Source organism: Pelagibacterium nitratireducens, assembly GCF_037044555.1.
In the GTDB taxonomy this organism is placed as follows: Bacteria; Pseudomonadota; Alphaproteobacteria; order Rhizobiales; family Devosiaceae; genus Pelagibacterium; species Pelagibacterium nitratireducens.
The window spans coordinates 271,705-287,857 of record NZ_CP146275.1; the positions used below are offsets into that span (position 1 = coordinate 271,705).

Here is a 16,153-nt window from a genome sequence, read left to right on the forward strand (position 1 = left end):
AGGTTGGAAAAAGCTGCCGCTGGTGGCGGCCTGTTTCGGTTTGAGCGGTGTCGTTGGCCGTGATGTGGTTGCGGCGATATCGGGCGCCGGCACCACGACGCGCTTGCGCGGCAGGTGGTCGGGAAAGGCGCGCCGTTGTGCCCGCTTGCGGGTAAAGGCTTTGCCCCGTGTTGTCCTGGCCGCGGCCCCAAGATCCTCGAGTTTGAACTCGAGCTGGTCGAGCAGCTTGGCCCTACTTTCGGACCGCTGCCCATAAATACTGCGCCGGAGCTTGTCGATCTCAAGCTCGAGACGGGTGATCTCGGCGTCGCCATTGCTCTTTTCTGCAACAACCCGCACTGTTTCGGCCCCCGCCTGCTTGGCGCGCCGTTCGGCCGCGGTATCGGAGCGCACCATCGTAGTAAGCGAGAAGGCAGGACCGTTCAGCCGGCGTAGTTCCAGGGCATGAGGGCGTCGATGTCGCTGTTGGGCCAGCCATTGGCGATACGCTCGAGGGTCTGGGTGAGCCAAACATGTGGGTCGACATCGTTCATCTTGGCCGTGATGAGCAACGTTGCGATGGTTGCCCAGGAGCGGCCGCCCCCGTCACTGCCGGCAAAAAGGCTGTTCTTGCGCGTAATGGTCTGGGGTCTGATGGCGCGCTCGACGATATTGGAGTCGAGCTCGATGCGGCCATCCGAGAGGAAGCGTTCGAGCACGGCACGCCGGGCGAGCGTGTAGCGGATCGCCTCGGCCAGTTTCGATTTCCCCGAGATGCGGGGCAGTTCCCGGTCCAGAACGGCGAGCAGGTCGCTCACGATCGGCGCGGACTTCTCGGCTCTGATGGCGGCGCGCAGATCGGGGTCGTGACCACGAATGTCGTCTTCGATGGCCCACAGCGGTGCCATCGCCGTCACCACGGCACCGGCAAAGGGCGAACCGTCACTGGCCTGGAGATCGAAGAACTTGCGCCGTGCGTGCGCCCAGCACCCGGCGAGCGTCATGGCGTCGTTGGCGCCACTCGCTTTGCCCAGTCGGTTATAGGCAGCATAGCCGTCGATCTGCAGGATCCCGCGATAGCCGTCCAGATGCCGGGCGACGCATTCGCCTGATCTGCTGTCTTCGAAGCAATAGGCCACCATCGGTGGACTTGATCCTCCAAAGGTCCGGTCGTCCCGGGCATAAGCCCAAAGCCAAGCTGTTTTCACCTTGCCAGTGCCAGGCGCCAGGGTCGGAAGCCGGGTCTCGTCGGCAAAAACCCGCTCACCGAGCTTGATGGTTTTGAGAACATGGTGGGCGAGTGGCTCGAGCTCGAAGCTCAGCCGCCCCATCCATTGCGCCATCAGAGACCGATCCAGCTCCACCCCATCACGAGAGTAAATCTCTTCCTGGCGATAGAGCGGTAGGCCATCGGCGTATTTGCTGACCGCCACCTGGGCCAGCACCGCCTCGGTGGGAATGCCGCCGGCAATGAGATGGTTGGGCGCCGGAGCCTGCGCGATGCGATCCTGGCCGTCCGCCAGGCGATAGGCGTATTTGGGGCGACGGGTGACGATGACGCGGAACCTGGCCGGCGTCACATCGAGGCGCTCGGTGACGTCCTCACCGATCCGCACGGCATCAAGGCCTTCGCACTCGGCCGGCACCTCGGGCTCGATCACCTCCTCGATCCGCTCCAGGTGCGGTGCAAACCCTTTCCGGGGACGCGGAGGACGGAGCGCGGCTTGTCCGGATTGCTTTTCGCGTTTGGCCTCGATCTCGCCAAGACCGGTCCGCAACTCATCAAAGGCGAAAGCCATCTGCTCGTCATCAAGGGGGGCGATCCGCAGCTTTTCCGAGCGAGTGCCGTATTGGGCCCGCTGCAGCAGGGCGATGATGGATTCCAGCCGGCCGATCTTTTCCGCGTCGGCAGCCTTGTCCGCCTTCATGGCGGCAATCTCGGCCTCATGCGCGGCGATTTCAGCTTCCAGAGCCCGGCGCCGCTGCTCGGCCGACGCCACCCTGTCCTGGGCCGCCACGATCATCGCCTTGAGGGCGTGGACGTCATCGGGGAGCGCATGCAAATCGGCCGGGTTCATGCCGCGATCATGGCACAAAACACCCCCGATTGCCTGGCTTTTTGCGCTCCCTGAGTCAGTCTGCCGCAGACGTTTACCCAGCAGATTGCGGCCGGTTCACCGGCACTGTTCGCACCCGCTTCCAGTCCATCCCCTCGATCAGTGCCAGCAGCTGTGCGTAGCTCATCTGCACCCGAGTATTACCAATCCGCGGCCAGCAGAACGCCGCCTTCTCCAACCGCTTGGCGTAAAGGCAAAGTCCGGTGCCATCCCACCACACGATCTTGATCCGGTCGGCCCGCTTGGCGCGAAAGACATAGAGCGCGCCATTGAAGGGGTCCGCTCCAGCATCGCGCACCAGACCAACAAGACCGTCTGGCCCCTTGCGAAAGTCCACGGGCTGGCTGGCCAGATAAACCTTTACACCCGTAGGGATCATGCCGACCGCACAGCGCGGATTACCCGCCGCAGATGGGCGTCTCCGACATCGGAGCCAACCCGGACCACCGTGTCACTGACCACGATCTCGATCATACCGCGCTCAGACCTTGCGGCGGCTACCACTCCTGCATCGTCATCGCGTTTTGCGACCTCGCCGCGCTTGAATGCCTCGGTGCGCCAACCGAACAACTGCGAAGGAGAAATCCCGATCTCGCGCGCCAGCGCCGACACGTTGGCCCCAGGCTCAAGACAGCGCGCCACCATCTCGGCCTTGAACGCATCCGACCACCGGCGCCGCCGAGCGACAGGCGCGCCCTCCATACGATCAGGCACCGCCTCGATCATATGAAAACTTCCATCTCCAGGCATAGTCGTAGACATAGAACATAACACCCATCACAAATTCTCGGGTGCCAATACCGCCGGATGTCGGCCGTCACCAGACGGGGTGGGCTTCTCGCTTACCCATCGTAAGCGGGAAGCCCATTCCGTCTGGTGACGGCCACTGTAGGGCGATATCGACATCCCAGTGTTTGTGATGGGTGTCATGTTCTATGTCTGCGACTATGCCTGGAGATAGAAGTTTCCACCTGATCGAGGCAGTGCTCGATCGGATGGAGGGTGCTCCTGTGGCGCGGCGTCGTCGATGGTCCAATGCGTTCAAGACCGAGATGGTGTCACGCAGTCTTGAGCCTGGAACCAATGTGTCAGCACTGGCGCGTGAGATCGGGATTTCGCCCTCGCAGTTGTTTGGCTGGCGCGCCGAGGCCAGCGGGAGCGAGGCTTTGGTACCTAGCGGCGCTCCGCCGGGGCACCAAGCAGAAGCCGGGCAAGTTCCCGCACCTCTACACTCCAAATCTTGAGTTGTACCCAAGCGGCAGTCAAACGATGCCTGACGGAGCGTCGCGGCGTCCGCATGAGTTGCCATATATTGCGAATAGGTGGGGCGAGTGTTAGCAAAGTCCAGAGCACCCTGCGGGAGCGGGAGCCATTTCTGATCTGCCCGCCCTTTACCCTGCGGGCTTTTGTCGAAATTTCCTGCCAGTTTGAGCGGGCGGGATGATAGACCACCGCCTGCGGCACGAATTGTATTACATAACCCTTAGCGCCGGAGCGGCGGCAGAAATCCGCGTCGCCTCCTGAAAAGCGGCTGGAATCGAAGCCACCCAACATGTTGAACGCCGCTCTCGGGACTGCAAGGTTGGCGGTCGCGCCATAGCCCCTTTTGACATAGCGCTCCTGTCGAATGCCTCGGACCATGTCATAGACTTCATAGCTATTTGGATGCTTCGATTGCGGAACCATTTCTATCGCGCCCGCCAACAACAAATTCTGGTCGAGGCACTTCGATATCAACAACTGAAATTCACTCAGCCAATCCGGCGCTGGCCGGCAGTCGGCATCAGTGAAAATGAGCCACTCGCCTTCAGAATGGGCGACGCCGTAATTCCGCGCTGAATAGGACCCGGGGGCTTCGCATTTCAACACACTGACATTACTCGGAAGCACACTCGGAGGTTCGAAACGCTCAGAGCCGTTGTCGACCAAAATGATTTCGAATCTCGAATTGACTAAATTCTGAGCCTCAAGATCCGACAGCAAACCAGGTATAAGATCCCATTGCTCAAAAACCGGGACGATCACCGAAAAGCCGTACTCGGTGCCGCTATCGAATGAATAATCCTTCATTTGCACTTCTCGGCACGTTCGATCATCGGTATCGGACGCCATAACATTTAACGCCTTGAGAATGGCAGCGCATTGGGCCTGATATCGCCAAGCAAGAGCCTTAGATGACCTTGTTGTGTAGACCTTCCCCTGCAAAGCCCGCGTGGGTAGAACGACGTGAGTGGTTAGCAGTATTCCAGGCTGCCGCATAGTGTTATGGCGCCGGCGGGATCAACACTCCTCTGCATTCGAGTGGACGAGACGGTAAAACATTCGGTGGATGGTCGTGAGGCCCTTGAGGGTCTTCAGGCGGCGACGGAAATTGTAGGCGTCGATGAAGTCCTGGAGATGCCGGCGCAGCTGGTCGTGACTGTCGTAGTGGAAGCGCTTGACGGTGGCGTCCTTGATGGTGCGGTTCATCCGCTCCACCTGCCCGTTGGTCCATGAATGATTGATCTTCGTGAACCGGTGCTCGATGCCGTTCTCGCGGCATCGCATGTCGAACATGTGGGTCATGTATCGCGCCGTCGGCCCGTTGGCGTGGCGTGGCGCGGCGGAAAGCGGAACTGGATACCGTAGCACCTAAGGAGGGGATGAACTGAGGTCATCGAGAGAGCGTTGCGCGCAGCTTTTCGCTGCAGGCGCGCAACGCTTGAGGTGGCCATGGTCAGTCAGAGTTTCTCTAGAATGTGAATGTCACAACCCATTCCGGAGAGACCGACCATGACCACTGCAAAATCTATACCCCCCGATGCCGTGCTGGTAGCCATCGACATTGCCAAAGTGCGCAATGAAGTCTTGATTGAAGCATCTGGCCACAAGCGTCGCCGCCGGCTGCAGGTCCTCAACAATCGTGCCGAGCATGACCGGCTGATCGAGGTGCTGCTGGATTACGGCCGGCCTGTAGTCTGCGGCTTTGAGGCGACGGGCAACTATCACAGGCCCATCGCGTGGCGCCTAGCTGAAGCGGGCTTCGAGGTGCGGTTGATTTCGTCGTTGGCGCTCGCCCGAACCCGCGAGGCCTTGCACAACAGCTGGGACAAGAACGATCCCAAGGATGCGCAGGTGATGCTGCACATGCTGAAGATCGAGGCAACCCAGCGCTATCACGATCCGCTGCGCGCCGGCATAAATGACGTGCAGGAGTTGTCGAAGACACATGAGGCGATCGCAAAGGCTAAGACCGAGATCCAGCACCGCATTCTGACACACTACCTGCCGCTGTATTTTCCCGAGATCGATCGTTTTCGTGGAAACAGCCGCAGCGATTGGTTCTTCGCTTTCCTCGACGCCTTTCCGACGCCAGCAAGCATCACGGCGCTGACGAAGGAGGAGTTCATCAAAGCAGCTTGGGATGTCGTCGGCCGCAAGGTCAGCAAGACACAGATTCTGATGGATATTTACGAGACGGCGCGCACCTCGATCGGCCTGCCGTTGCCGCTCGATGCCCCTGCCATTCATATGTTCCGCATGGTTATTGCAGAGGCTCGTAGCCTGATCCGTCAACGCAACGAGATCGAAGCACAGGCAGATGATTTGCTGCGACACAGCCAGGATTACCAGCTCCTGCGACAGATACCTGGCATAGGGCCGATCAATGCGTTGACGATCATTGCCGAGGCTGGAGACCTACGCCGCTTCCACCATCATCGCCAGTTCCTCAAGTTCTGCGGACTGGATCTATCGACCCAGCAGTCCGGTCAGTATCGAGGCCAGACCCGGCTTTCCAAGTTCGATAATGCCAGGCTGCGCCGCACCTTGTGGATCGCCGGGCAGGTCGCCATCCGCCAGCGGGAGAATGGCTTCCGGCACAAGTTCGAGCGATACATCGCGCGAGATCGCGACAATCCAGACCTACGCCGCAAGGCGATGACTGCAATTACCGCCAAAATGGCGCGTGTCGTACACGCCGTCGTCAAAAGCGGTTCAGACTACCGGCCCTTCATCGAAGGGCGGGTGCCAGGTGGAAGGACCTCTGTCAGTTAGGGCCGTGAGGGCATCGCTTCGATGACCCTGTAGATAATGTTCGGGTCTTCCACCTGGATCAGAAGCTCGTGTTGAGGACGGTGAGGGCCGCAATCGGCGTACCCTGTGTTTGCTATGGACGAGACCTTATCCCTTGCCGGTGGAAGCCGCCTGGTTCGACAATGCAACTTGACGAGCGTCACGCAGCGAGAGCATGCTGACGAACAGAGAAACTTTGCCGGTCTGCCCCATTTCTTTCCGCTCTTAGGACGTTGTCGGTGAGCACGGTGTGGATCTTGTAAGGCACCGCCTCGATCAGAGCGACGAGGAAGGCGGACGCGGTGACGCGGGTTGCCTTCTCGACCAGCTGAACGAAAGCGAACTTGGAGGTCCGGTCGATTGCGACGAAGAGGTAGAGCTTGCCTTCGGCGGTCTGCACCTCGGCAATATCGATATGGAAATAGCCGATCGGGTAGCTCTTGAACTTCTTCTTCGCCGGCTTGTCGCCCTCTACGTCGGGCAGTCTCGAGATGCCGTGACGCTGCAAACAGCGATGCAGCGATGAGCGCGTCAGGTGCGGGATGGTCGGCTGGAGCGCGTAGAGACAGTCATCGAGCGGCAGCAGCGTATGCTTGCGGAAGGCGATGACGATCGCCTCTTCTTCCAGTGACAACACTGTGGAATGGGCCTCCGTGGGCCCGATCCTGCGACCGACGACCGCTGCTTCCACTTCGCCACGGTCTTCTGGTGGATCCCGTAGCGTTTAGCCAGAGCCCTCAGGCTCTCCTGACTATATTGTATCGCTCGACGGACCGCCTCCGTCGTGGTGGCGCTGCCGTGAAGAACTTGGCCCATAGTGCATCCCTCAATTCATGCGAAAAGAGTGCACCATCAAAGTCCCTAGTCGAATTGGCACCAGGTTCGGCGGACGCAAAAAGCCCCGCAATTGTCAAAGAAGATTGGAGTGATTGCAGTTGCCGGAGTTTCGAACTGGGAGGAGTACTCAGTCTTGGCCAAACATCAGCCGAGAACGCTCGTTAAACTCGACGGGAGTTTGGGGCGCATATATGTTGGATTGCAGCAAATGTGCCGTTAAGAAGAGAGGAGTGGCCGTGGGCGACAAGAGCCGAAACGACGAGGAAGTCGGTTTCCTGGACATATTGGAGGTCGCTGCTTCCGGCTGGATTCGAATTGTGTTAGGCGGCGTCGCTGCAGCTGTAGTGGTACACTTCTTATTTCCCAGCCAATCGGGCTACTATCAAGGTCAAATGGTAGTCGCCGCCACCCCCGCGCAGGCATTGGCCGTGCAGCAATTGGACGAGAATTTATCTGACGCACGGGGTACATTTGGGTACGCATTCGTCACAGATCTGTGGGGCATTGGGCCCTCTACGCGAGTCACATTCGATGGGCATACTGCAGAGGACGTTCGTTCGGCACTTGGGCAATACGCCATCTCCATCGAATCTTGGACCGAAGAACAAGATGAAAGTACAACCCAGTCAGCCAACCTTCTAATCGAGGCGCGCCTGGAGGAGATCAGCAGCTCTCTGTCGGCGGTTGATAGATCCATCGACAGCATGCGTTCACGTGGTTCAACCGACGTTGTGTTGGCGCCGTTCTTTTCGTTGGCACAGCAACTAAGAGCCGAAGAGCTTGACTTAAAGTTGACCAGATATGACTTGATGGTCAAGCAGAATGGCACCGGGCGACCTGCGGTTCTCGTAACGCCGGGATCTATCGATCTGGTCGGCGTCCAGAACAATTCTATCTATGCGATACTGGCAGGATTTTCAGCAGCATTTTTCATGCTACTCATTATGCTTCTAAGAAATTGCTTCGTGGAAATGCTGCGGCATCCAGACCAGAAAGCGAAGTTGGACCGAATTACTGACTCATTGCTTATGCGCCGTAAGCGGTAACCATAGCCTTCGGGCTATATTATGAATGTTCGCACATCAAACAGTATCACAGGCAAAAATCCAAGCCCAGAGAGTGCGATTCGCGCGGCGGCTTTGTCGACCAAGTTGTCTTCAATCGACAGAACCAGCGATGGATAGAGGAGCGTCAAGGCAAACAGCGCCACTCTCTCCGAGCCAGCTGAAGACAAAGTGGCCGTCGACCATGCGACGACATAGGTGGAAAACACGCAGGCGGTTAGTGTCCAGGATTTCCAGGTCATCGTACGCAGCGAAAACGTGGCCACGGCCGCCATGCTGATTAGGAATAGATAAAAATGCTCCAGCCTTAGCCCCGTCGATGACTCAGACTTGGTTTCTGCGCCCAGAAGAAGTGCCGCCGGCACTAGAAGCGTGCCCACCATCAGAGCGGAGAGGCGAAGGGAAGATGATAGCCGGCTGAACACGATCGGGAAGAAAAGTACAGCCACGTTATGACTTAGCACAGCTAGCAAGAAGGCGAGTGCTGCTCGACCCAAGTGGCGGTCAGCGAGCGACAACGCGTAAATCGCCAAGCAACTGGACACCCATTGACGATAGACATTTTGCATCCCCAATATAAAAGGAAAGAAGGCGATAAAGGCGATGATCGCGTACTGAGGCAGACCGAACCTGCGGAACGATCGAACGACCAAGGAAAAGAAAATCACGTCGGAAGCAACCAACGTCATCACATGAGAGCGCGTGATTCCAAACAGCAAGCGATGGCCAAGCCAAACAACAGGTTCGCGGAGGTAGTAGAAATTAAGCGCGGTTTCTTCCATGCGCTGAGCATAGGTTTGAATATCAGCATCAAATTCTGCCAATCGGACTGACGTCGAAAGGACGAAGAAGCCCGCAACAACAAAGATATCAAAAGCCGCCCTGTTCCCAATAGGCGTAGTGCGGTAGCTGAAGGAAATCGCTATGAGCACGACGGAGGTGTATAGGACGAGTTCCACTTGTCGGCCTTCGCTGTGTGGGTCAAACGTAGAAAACAGTGCCCAAATGCCTTTGGCTCTAAACACCATGTTTCAAGAACCGGATTGACCATTGAAAGTCACAATTGTCATGGCGAGCTTTAACAGCGTCGACCACATAGTTGAAGCTATTGAATCGGTGATCCGACAAACCCTTGTGGACTGGGAGCTGTTGATTTCAGACGATGCCTCTTCTGACCAGAGCGTCTCCATAATTTCCGACTATGTGCGCTTGGACTCCCGCATCCGGCTGATCGAAAGCAAAAAAAATCTTGGCGCGGCCAAGGCACGGAACGCCGCTATTGAAGCCGCCACTGGCCGCTACATTGCCTTTCTTGACAGCGATGATCTGTGGAAACCTGAAAAGCTCGAACGACAAATCGCGTTCATGCAGCAACATGATCTAGCTTTCACCTTCTGCTCTTACGACCGAATCGACGAAGTGGGGAACTTCATCAACATCCATCATGTGGAAAAGCCGGTGACCTACCATGACCTGTTAAAATCTTGCGTCATTGGATGTCTCACTGCGGTATACGACACCGAAAAACTCGGTAAGGTCCATATGCCTGATATCCGCAAACGCCAGGATTTGGGGCTGTGGCTGCGAATCCTCAAGATGACGGATCGCGCAGTTCCTTTGGCAGACAGCCTTGCTCAGTATCGCGTGCGGGCTAATTCTGTCTCGTCCAATAAGCTAAACGCGGCGAAATACACATGGTCCGTCTATCGCGATATCGAAAAGCTTGGCCTGCTCCGCTCTAGCTATTATTTTGCTCATTATGCGATAAATGGCGTATTCAACACATACGTTCGTCCTAGACTGGGCAACCACATCTAGGTTGTTGTATCAGAAATCGCTGTAGGCATCGCTCGTCTCTCTGTAAGAGGGGCTCTGACTGACCCTCCGGCCACTGAAGTGACCCCCAGGGCGTACTTCGCAAGCCCACCAGATCGACGGCATCCATGGCAAGAACCAATCAGAGCTCTCGGCGACGGCGCCGGCCACTGCCGAACTATCCGGCTCGTGACTTGTCCTACATCACGGCGCAGGGCGCAAGGAGTCGTCGACACCGATATTTCCGAGAACTGCAGGCGTTTTTTTTTCCCGCGATAGCCGCCATTCTTACGGCATGTGTTATTTACATCGCCACCATCTCCCGATCCGGGCGCTCAGACTGGCACAACACCTACCTCGTCCTTTTAGCGATAGGTTGCGTGCCGCTAGTTGCATCAGCGGTTCTCGCCGGTTTGCGCCGCCATGAGTCGGCGATGGTTACATCGATTCTCATCACTTCCGGCCTGTTCAGCGTCGCGGTAAGTGTCCTCTCGGCCTTGCGAATTCCGGTCAGCTACCAGGGACTGCTCTATTGTTTCCCTGCTATCATATTAGTTATGGCCTATGCCAATTCCCGCTTCCAGCGAACGATCGGGTCGAAGGTGGCTCTCACAGATTTCGTTGATGCAGATGCTCTCGCTGCAGAATTTGGGGACATCTCGGTTGTACGCGACCCCGCCGCGGAAATTCCCGATATAGAGATTCTGCTCATCGATCCTCACGAACATCATACTGAAAAGTGGTCTTCGCTTCTCGCCAATTGTTATCTCCGCGGTATTGAGATCGTTCCTTGGGCCAGCTTCCGAGAGGTTCGAAGCGGTCGACTGGATGTGCCTAGCTTTGAGATTTCCCATCTCGCCTATTCTCCCAGCCAGCTCTTTTACGCCCGCGTGAAGCGCACGCTTGATATTTTGACGGTGCTCGTAAGCCTGCCAGTAACCCTTCCCATCGCCGCTCTGGTGGCCGCTTACATCGGTCTGCGCAACGGCATGCCGGTGATCTTCGTGCAGGTCCGACGTGGCTATGGCGGGCGGCGCTTTCGCATGTATAAGTTCCGCACCATGTACAAGGGTACTGAGGGCGGATCGACCAGTGTGCGGGACAAACGGATCATTCCGGGCTGCCGTATGATTCGCAAATTGCGCTTCGATGAAATCCCCCAGCTTTACAATATACTGCGAGGCGATATGAGCCTGATCGGTCCCCGGCCGGTAGCTGAATATGTGGCCCGCTCCAGTGCGCAAGTCCAGCCGAAATACGAGCTGCGTTCGCTGGTTCCGCCTGGCATTACAGGCTGGGCCCAAGTTCACTCCGGATATGCCGGCACGGTGGATGAAGAGATCGAAAAACTCTCCTACGATCTCTACTATATCAAGCACCTTTCCTTCGACCTTGACGTGCTGATCCTCTTCAAGACGGCGCGAACTGTGTTGTTCGGTTCTGGTGCCCGGTAGGGCAACCGTCGGACAAGCGGCAAGCGGGCGCAGAATGTGCGGACGCTCCGGTTTTCAAGAATGCCGATATCGGGAAAGTGACGTTGCCCCTTGGAGCCAATCCAGCCAGAAATAGACTCTGGCCCATCTGAGCTGCTACCCGACTTTGGACCACCCGGATGCGGAATTTCCGGGGATGAACGATCAGGGCGGGCCGGCTGCCCCTGATGCGTTCATGAGCGATATCGGGGGTTTGTTTCCGATGGCGCTGTGTGGGCGAACTTCGTTGTAGTCTCTACGCCAATTGTGTCAAACTCAGGAGCGGAAGAGGCCGGTTTGGTCAAGTATATTCGATTGCGGCACTAACCGTCTCCGGGTATGGGGATGTTGCTGGCTCCATGCGGGCGCATCAGTCCTGGCGGACGCTGAAATCCCGCGGAGAGCACAAAACACTTGCCAAGGTCGATGGCAATCGGTCCAACTCCACTGACCTTGGCGTCGTCGGATTTCCCGATTGAGTTGAAAGCATGGGTGCACCAGAGCTTCAACCACATCTCTCGAATTTCTATCACCCCGTGTGGCGATCCTGATAGAACCGTGCGATGTCGTCGATGAGATTTGTCGCCCTCTGGCGGGTGTCTCTGGAGAGGGGGCGCCTTGCCGGTACGAGCGGACGGGTCGGGGTGCTGGCTTGGCCGGACGCTTGCACGACGCTTGAGGGCTGGGCGGCATCGGTGCCGCTGCCTTGCTGCCGGTCGGTCTTGTGATGGCCGGCAAGCCGGAGCCTGGCGCCGACAAAGACCACAGCCCCGATAACGAGCCCGGCGAGAACGGCAATGATGAGGATCGGCTGAGCCTGATCGAGCAATGAAGGGTTCATTGTGTGCCTGTGTGTCCCTGTCGGTTCTCGTTTGGTCTGCCCGGTCCCTTTTGGGGGCAAGCATAGGATGATAAGCGGTCCCGATGCCACGCGTTCCCCCGCTTAGCGTTAATCGAGGGTCTTGCAACAAGGGGTGTTTTGTCCCGATCGATTGCGGCCCCGCGCTTTTCGAAAGGGACAACAAGCCCCCAAGGGTTTGAGGACATGAGCCGGCCGGTTTTGAACCGGTCGGCTTGGCTATCAGGAAATGGAGTTCCAGCGCCGCGGATCGTTGGACGACATGGCGACAAGGGTGTGACCGGTCTGGTCGAAGGGCTTGATCTGGCTGGTGAGATTGTCGAGCACATAATCGCCGGCCGTGGTGCGCACAACGAGCACCGCATGACCTTCACCGCGGGCGGTAAAGCCGATGGCCAGGCGCAGGGCGCCGGCGGGCACGCCGCGGGCGATCAGCTGGGCGCGCTTGGTCATGGCGTAGTCCTTGCAATCGCCAACCCGTGCGCCCACGGTCCAGACCTGGGTCGAACGCCTCTGGGGGCGGATCGAGGAATTGACCGCGCGATTGACGGTATTGAGCGCGCTCATCAGATTGGTGTCCATCTGGAGCTGGGCGGCGGGGGCCGGAGCGCAATAGGACGGCGATGTCATGCAAAAGATCTGCAGACCCAAAGGAGCTGCGGTTGCCGATGCGGTTGAAATCCGCATGACCGAACCCGAGAGCCCGGTGCGATCTGTGGGCTGGGGAGCAAGGGCCAAGGACGGGGCTGATGCCAGGGCGAGGGTGAGCGCCAGAACGGCGCCGGAAACATAGGACGCGATACGCATAATCGGTGGTTCTCCACAAACGGGAGCCCACAAAAGGGTCCTTCAGACCCCCGCAGCGCCCCCAAAGCTTTCTGCTGGGAACCATCCTGACATCCCCCCATTTCAAACTTGTCGATTGTTTGATTACAATTTGATGCAAATGGAAAAAGTCGGGATATGCCTTCTCAGGCTTAACTCTATGCGGCCTTGGCGCTTGACCCGGTGCAATCGATCTGCACATGGTCCGAAAATATGGGTTTTGCGCGTATTCGATGTCCTCACTTTTTAATGGCCTGGTCCTGATTGTCACTGCCCTGATCCTCGGATCATCGGGGGCATATCTTGTCGCGCGCGAGATGGCGCCGTTCGAGTTCTCTTTTGCGCCGCGCTCAGAGATATTTGACCGGCTTGTTTCAGAGCCGGCCCCGGTTCCACCTTCGATCTTTGGCACCAATGTCGCGCTTGAAATCTGCGATGAAACCATGAGCCGGCTTTCGTTCCAGCTTGCTCCGACAGCGCGAAAGTCGGCGGTGGCCAATTCGTGCCTTGAAACGGCAGAACAGGCTCTCTTTGAGGCTCCAAGTCTGAGCTATGGACACTTCGTTGCATCGATTGCCCATTTCGCTCTGGACAATAGTGGCGCTGCGCGGGATGCCCTTGAACGCTCGCAAAGTCTTGGCCCCAACGAGCAATGGATTGCCGAACGGCGCGTGAGCCTTGCCGAAGTCCACTATGACGCGCTCGATGACTACGTCCGGGCCGGCCATCTCGCCGATCTGGCGCTTCTGGCGCAATCGCGTCGGGGCATCCGCTCGATCGCCGCGCGCTATGTGGCAAATCCCGATTTTCGTGAGCGCGTGACGGCCGTGGTTGAAACACTGCCCGTCGAAATTCAGCGCCGTTTCGTTTCTATTGTCCGCGCGGAAGCCCGCACTATCGGGGTTGGGGCCTAGATGACGACCGACATTTCCGGGTTTGAGATTACACGCGCTACAACGGGCGGAAGGCGGGCCAAATCAGGGCAGGCCCGGCTCAATCATGTTCTTGCCATTGTCCTGATCGCGTTTCTTTTCCTTGCGCCAATTCCCCTTGGCGCCAATCGGCCTGTCTTTTGGGCAATCAATGGGTTGGTGGTGGGCGCAGCCGGGATAATCTACGGCATCATGATGGTCTGGCGTCGGGAGACCTTCAGGATTGCGCTCTCCGATGTCGCCATTCTTGCAGGCCTTTGGTTTGTCCTTTGCCTTTATGCCATCATTCAGTTTGCTTTGCCGGTGACAACGGTTTTTGAAGCCCCGGGCATCGAGGTGACGTCGTCGACCCTTTCGATTGCACCCGGCTCGTCCCTGCACAGCGTGGTGCAGTTCCTCACTTTCGGAATATTCTTTTTTCTCGTTTTGCAGGTGAGCGCCAATCGTGAACGGGCGCGGTTTATTGCCATTGCCCTGTTCTGGGTGACCGTGGTCCATGCGCTCTATGGGCTCTTGGCTTTGACCCAGTTTGGCGACACGGTGCTTTTCCTTGAAAAGTGGGCATATCTTGGATCGGCCACCGGCACGTTCGTTAATCGCAATTCTTATGCAACGTTCATGGCGTTCGGTCTGGTCTTAGGCACAGCCCTTGCCGCTCAGGCGCTCGAAAAGGGTCTTGAAAGCCGGCAGGTGCCGATCGCCAGCATCATGATGGTGCTCGTCGGTCTGAGCTTTTTGCTCGTCGCGCTCTATTCGACCCAGTCGCGCATGGGGTTGGCGGCAGGTCTGGCCGGAAGCCTGGTTGTCGCGGTCGGTTTTGCTTTAAAGGTCGGTCGCCGCTTGCCACGGCTTTCTCTCACGATGGCGGTGTTGGGTTTGGTGCTGACTGTCGCTGCTGCAGTCCTTTTTGGATCGGGGACCTTTGAGCGACTGGGAAGTGTCGAGCAGAGCTTTGACGTGCGGGCCGCGCTTTACTGGCAGGTCGTCGATATGATCAGCTCGCGGCCATTTTTGGGGTTCGGCGGGGGAAGTTTTGAGGCCGCGTTCCCACTGTTTCATGCTTTGCCCGTCAGTCCGGACCTTGTCTGGGACAAGGCGCACTCGACTTACCTGGCGCTGTGGATGGAATATGGCGTGATCTTTGGATCAATACCGTTGATCGTCGTTTTCGGAATCGCGCTTCGTTGCATAGCGCTCGTCATACGCCGCAGGTCAGATTGGGTGCTGCCCCTGGCTTCCCTGGGCATCATCATTACCGCCGCACTCCATTCACTCGTCGATTTTTCGCTGGAAATGGAGGCCAACGCGCTGTTTTTTGCAGCATTGCTGGCTCTGGGGTTGGCCAGCATCACCGAATATGGCCGGCGGCAAAAGGCACAATGAAAAAATTGCTCGCCCGGATCTTTGGTGCCCCCCAAACCCAAGGCGCCCCCGAAGGTGCGTTGCGACTTTCAAGCGCCCGGTTTCCGCGCGCTCTTTATGTCATTGGCGATGTTCATGGTCGGCTGGACCTGCTTGAGGCGCTTGAACAAAAGATTGCCGCTCATGCAGGCATGGTCGACGAAACTGTCTGGGTCGTTCTGATTGGCGACATGGTCGATCGTGGGCCATCAAGCGCACAGGTTCTCGAACATGTCATCAAACCCTCCCAATATGGGTTTCGACGCCTTTGCCTTTCGGGCAATCACGAGCAAGCCATGCTCGAGGCCTTCGAGAGCGCCGAGGCCATGGAATGGTGGTGTCGGTTTGGCGGGATTGAAACGCTTGGCTCTTATGGCATTAGCGTTTCCCAGCTCGATCCGGCTGCCCGCAGCTGGGAGACCAATCGCTCCATTCTCGAGAGCTATATTCCTCATGAACACGTCAAGTTTCTTTCGGGCCTGCCGGTGATGATCGAGGTGCCCGGCTATGTGCTGGTGCATGCGGGTCTGCGTCCCGGTGTGGCGCTCAAGGACCAGAGCGACCAGGATTTCCGCTGGTACCGTCATGACCCCGCAGACGACAAGGCTGAAACCGACTATTGCGTCGTCCATGGCCACACCATTGTCGAAACGCCCATCGTGACCCCGACACGGATTGCTATCGATACGGGCGCCTATGCAAGCGGGCGTCTGACGGCGGTCTGTTTAAGGACTGGTCAAGAGCCGATAATCATTGAACAATCAGGGCCGAGCCAGCACAATTGACCACCACGTCCTCC

Annotated in this window: 14 protein-coding genes and 5 pseudogenes; 8 read left to right on the top strand and 11 right to left on the bottom strand. The window is 57.7% G+C overall.

Features of this window, described 5'->3' with window-relative positions:
* Positions 1-81: 81 nt before the first annotated feature.
* From V6617_RS01405 to V6617_RS01420, 4 genes and pseudogenes are all read right to left on the bottom strand, one after another.
* Positions 82-396 (bottom strand): annotated as a pseudogene (locus tag V6617_RS01405) (transposase domain-containing protein); the annotation flags it as partial.
* Between the two features lie 26 nt (positions 397-422).
* Entirely contained in the window at positions 423-2,057 is a 1,635-nt protein-coding gene (tnpC, locus tag V6617_RS01410; RefSeq protein WP_338608582.1) for an IS66 family transposase, read from the bottom strand.
* A 73-nt stretch (positions 2,058-2,130) separates the two neighbouring features.
* Positions 2,131-2,475: an IS66 family insertion sequence element accessory protein TnpB gene (gene tnpB, locus V6617_RS01415; protein WP_332717533.1), complete on the bottom strand. Its 345-nt coding sequence runs from the start codon at positions 2,473-2,475 to the stop codon at positions 2,131-2,133.
* The gene (locus V6617_RS01420) at positions 2,472-2,822 is read right to left on the bottom strand and encodes a transposase (protein WP_332717534.1); all 351 of its coding nucleotides are present in this window, start codon (positions 2,820-2,822) and stop codon (positions 2,472-2,474) included. Before V6617_RS01420 ends, tnpB begins: the two co-directional genes overlap by 4 nt.
* 326 nt (positions 2,823-3,148) lie before the next feature.
* Between V6617_RS01420 and V6617_RS01425 the strand changes: the two genes are divergently transcribed.
* Positions 3,149-3,340 (top strand): transposase, encoded by a 192-nt coding sequence (locus V6617_RS01425; protein ID WP_338610791.1) that lies wholly within the window; start codon positions 3,149-3,151, stop codon positions 3,338-3,340.
* On the opposite strand, the gene V6617_RS01430 is transcribed toward V6617_RS01425, so the two are convergent.
* A complete protein-coding gene (locus tag V6617_RS01430) occupies positions 3,270-4,166 on the bottom strand; it encodes a glycosyltransferase family 2 protein (protein ID WP_338608583.1) in 897 nt (298 codons plus the stop codon). The two genes, V6617_RS01425 and V6617_RS01430, sit on opposite strands and share 71 nt — an antisense overlap.
* A 264-nt stretch (positions 4,167-4,430) precedes the next feature.
* A pseudogene (locus tag V6617_RS01435) lies at positions 4,431-4,655 on the bottom strand (integrase core domain-containing protein); the annotation flags it as partial.
* A 213-nt stretch (positions 4,656-4,868) separates the two neighbouring features.
* On the opposite strand from V6617_RS01435, the pseudogene V6617_RS01440 reads away from it, so the two are divergent.
* Positions 4,869-6,156 (top strand): annotated as a pseudogene (locus V6617_RS01440) (IS110 family transposase).
* A gap of 183 nt (positions 6,157-6,339) precedes the next feature.
* Here the strand turns inward: V6617_RS01440 and V6617_RS01445 are convergent.
* Positions 6,340-6,965 (bottom strand): annotated as a pseudogene (locus tag V6617_RS01445) (IS481 family transposase); the annotation flags it as partial.
* A 257-nt stretch (positions 6,966-7,222) separates the two neighbouring features.
* Here V6617_RS01445 and V6617_RS01450 point away from each other — a divergent pair.
* Complete coding sequence (locus tag V6617_RS01450; RefSeq protein WP_338608584.1) at positions 7,223-8,032, top strand: hypothetical protein; 810 nt, start codon at positions 7,223-7,225, stop codon at positions 8,030-8,032.
* A 14-nt stretch (positions 8,033-8,046) separates the two neighbouring features.
* Here V6617_RS01450 and V6617_RS01455 read toward each other — a convergent pair whose 3' ends face one another.
* A complete protein-coding gene (locus V6617_RS01455; protein ID WP_338608585.1) occupies positions 8,047-9,009 on the bottom strand; it encodes an EpsG family protein in 963 nt (320 codons plus the stop codon).
* Between the two features lie 91 nt (positions 9,010-9,100).
* On the opposite strand from V6617_RS01455, the gene V6617_RS01460 reads away from it, so the two are divergent.
* Both V6617_RS01460 and V6617_RS01465 read left to right on the top strand, forming a co-directional pair.
* A complete protein-coding gene (locus V6617_RS01460; RefSeq protein WP_338608586.1) occupies positions 9,101-9,868 on the top strand; it encodes a glycosyltransferase family 2 protein in 768 nt (255 codons plus the stop codon).
* Positions 9,869-10,059: 191 nt separating this feature from the next.
* Positions 10,060-11,319, top strand: coding sequence for a sugar transferase (locus V6617_RS01465; RefSeq protein WP_338608587.1), 1,260 nt, complete (start codon positions 10,060-10,062; stop codon positions 11,317-11,319).
* Between the two features lie 183 nt (positions 11,320-11,502).
* Here the strand turns inward: V6617_RS01465 and V6617_RS01470 are convergent.
* From V6617_RS01470 to V6617_RS01480, 3 genes and pseudogenes are all read right to left on the bottom strand, one after another.
* Positions 11,503-11,604: pseudogene (locus tag V6617_RS01470) on the bottom strand (integrase core domain-containing protein); the annotation flags it as partial.
* A gap of 262 nt (positions 11,605-11,866) precedes the next feature.
* Positions 11,867-12,178, bottom strand: a complete 312-nt coding sequence (locus tag V6617_RS01475; protein ID WP_338608589.1) for a hypothetical protein — start codon at positions 12,176-12,178, stop codon at positions 11,867-11,869.
* A 240-nt stretch (positions 12,179-12,418) separates the two neighbouring features.
* Positions 12,419-13,003 (bottom strand): transglutaminase-like cysteine peptidase, encoded by a 585-nt coding sequence (locus V6617_RS01480; protein WP_338608590.1) that lies wholly within the window; start codon positions 13,001-13,003, stop codon positions 12,419-12,421.
* Between the two features lie 251 nt (positions 13,004-13,254).
* Between V6617_RS01480 and V6617_RS01485 the strand changes: the two genes are divergently transcribed.
* The 3 genes from V6617_RS01485 to V6617_RS01495 are packed head-to-tail and all read left to right on the top strand — an operon-like array spanning position 13,255 to position 16,139.
* Positions 13,255-13,935 (top strand): hypothetical protein, encoded by a 681-nt coding sequence (locus tag V6617_RS01485; protein WP_338608592.1) that lies wholly within the window; start codon positions 13,255-13,257, stop codon positions 13,933-13,935.
* Entirely contained in the window at positions 13,936-15,336 is a 1,401-nt protein-coding gene (locus V6617_RS01490) for an O-antigen ligase family protein (protein ID WP_338608593.1), read from the top strand.
* Positions 15,333-16,139 (top strand): metallophosphoesterase, encoded by an 807-nt coding sequence (locus V6617_RS01495; protein WP_338608594.1) that lies wholly within the window; start codon positions 15,333-15,335, stop codon positions 16,137-16,139. Before V6617_RS01490 ends, V6617_RS01495 begins: the two co-directional genes overlap by 4 nt.
* Positions 16,140-16,153: the final 14 nt, after the last annotated feature.

What these genes read in the sequence shown, in the direction of transcription:
- V6617_RS01490 (WP_338608593.1), top strand. Translation starts at nt 13,936, where the DNA reads ATGACGACCGACATTTCCGGGTTTGAGATTACACGCGCTACAACGGGC.
- V6617_RS01425 (WP_338610791.1), top strand. Translation starts at nt 3,149, where the DNA reads ATGGTGTCACGCAGTCTTGAGCCTGGAACCAATGTGTCAGCACTGGCG.
- tnpB (WP_332717533.1), bottom strand. Translation starts at nt 2,475, where the DNA reads ATGATCCCTACGGGTGTAAAGGTTTATCTGGCCAGCCAGCCCGTGGAC.
- V6617_RS01475 (WP_338608589.1), bottom strand. Translation starts at nt 12,178, where the DNA reads ATGAACCCTTCATTGCTCGATCAGGCTCAGCCGATCCTCATCATTGCC.
- V6617_RS01420 (WP_332717534.1), bottom strand. Translation starts at nt 2,822, where the DNA reads ATGATCGAGGCGGTGCCTGATCGTATGGAGGGCGCGCCTGTCGCTCGG.
- V6617_RS01480 (WP_338608590.1), bottom strand. Translation starts at nt 13,003, where the DNA reads ATGCGTATCGCGTCCTATGTTTCCGGCGCCGTTCTGGCGCTCACCCTC.
- V6617_RS01430 (WP_338608583.1), bottom strand. Translation starts at nt 4,166, where the DNA reads ATGAAGGATTATTCATTCGATAGCGGCACCGAGTACGGCTTTTCGGTG.
- V6617_RS01485 (WP_338608592.1), top strand. Translation starts at nt 13,255, where the DNA reads ATGTCCTCACTTTTTAATGGCCTGGTCCTGATTGTCACTGCCCTGATC.
- tnpC (WP_338608582.1), bottom strand. Translation starts at nt 2,057, where the DNA reads ATGAACCCGGCCGATTTGCATGCGCTCCCCGATGACGTCCACGCCCTC.
- V6617_RS01495 (WP_338608594.1), top strand. Translation starts at nt 15,333, where the DNA reads ATGAAAAAATTGCTCGCCCGGATCTTTGGTGCCCCCCAAACCCAAGGC.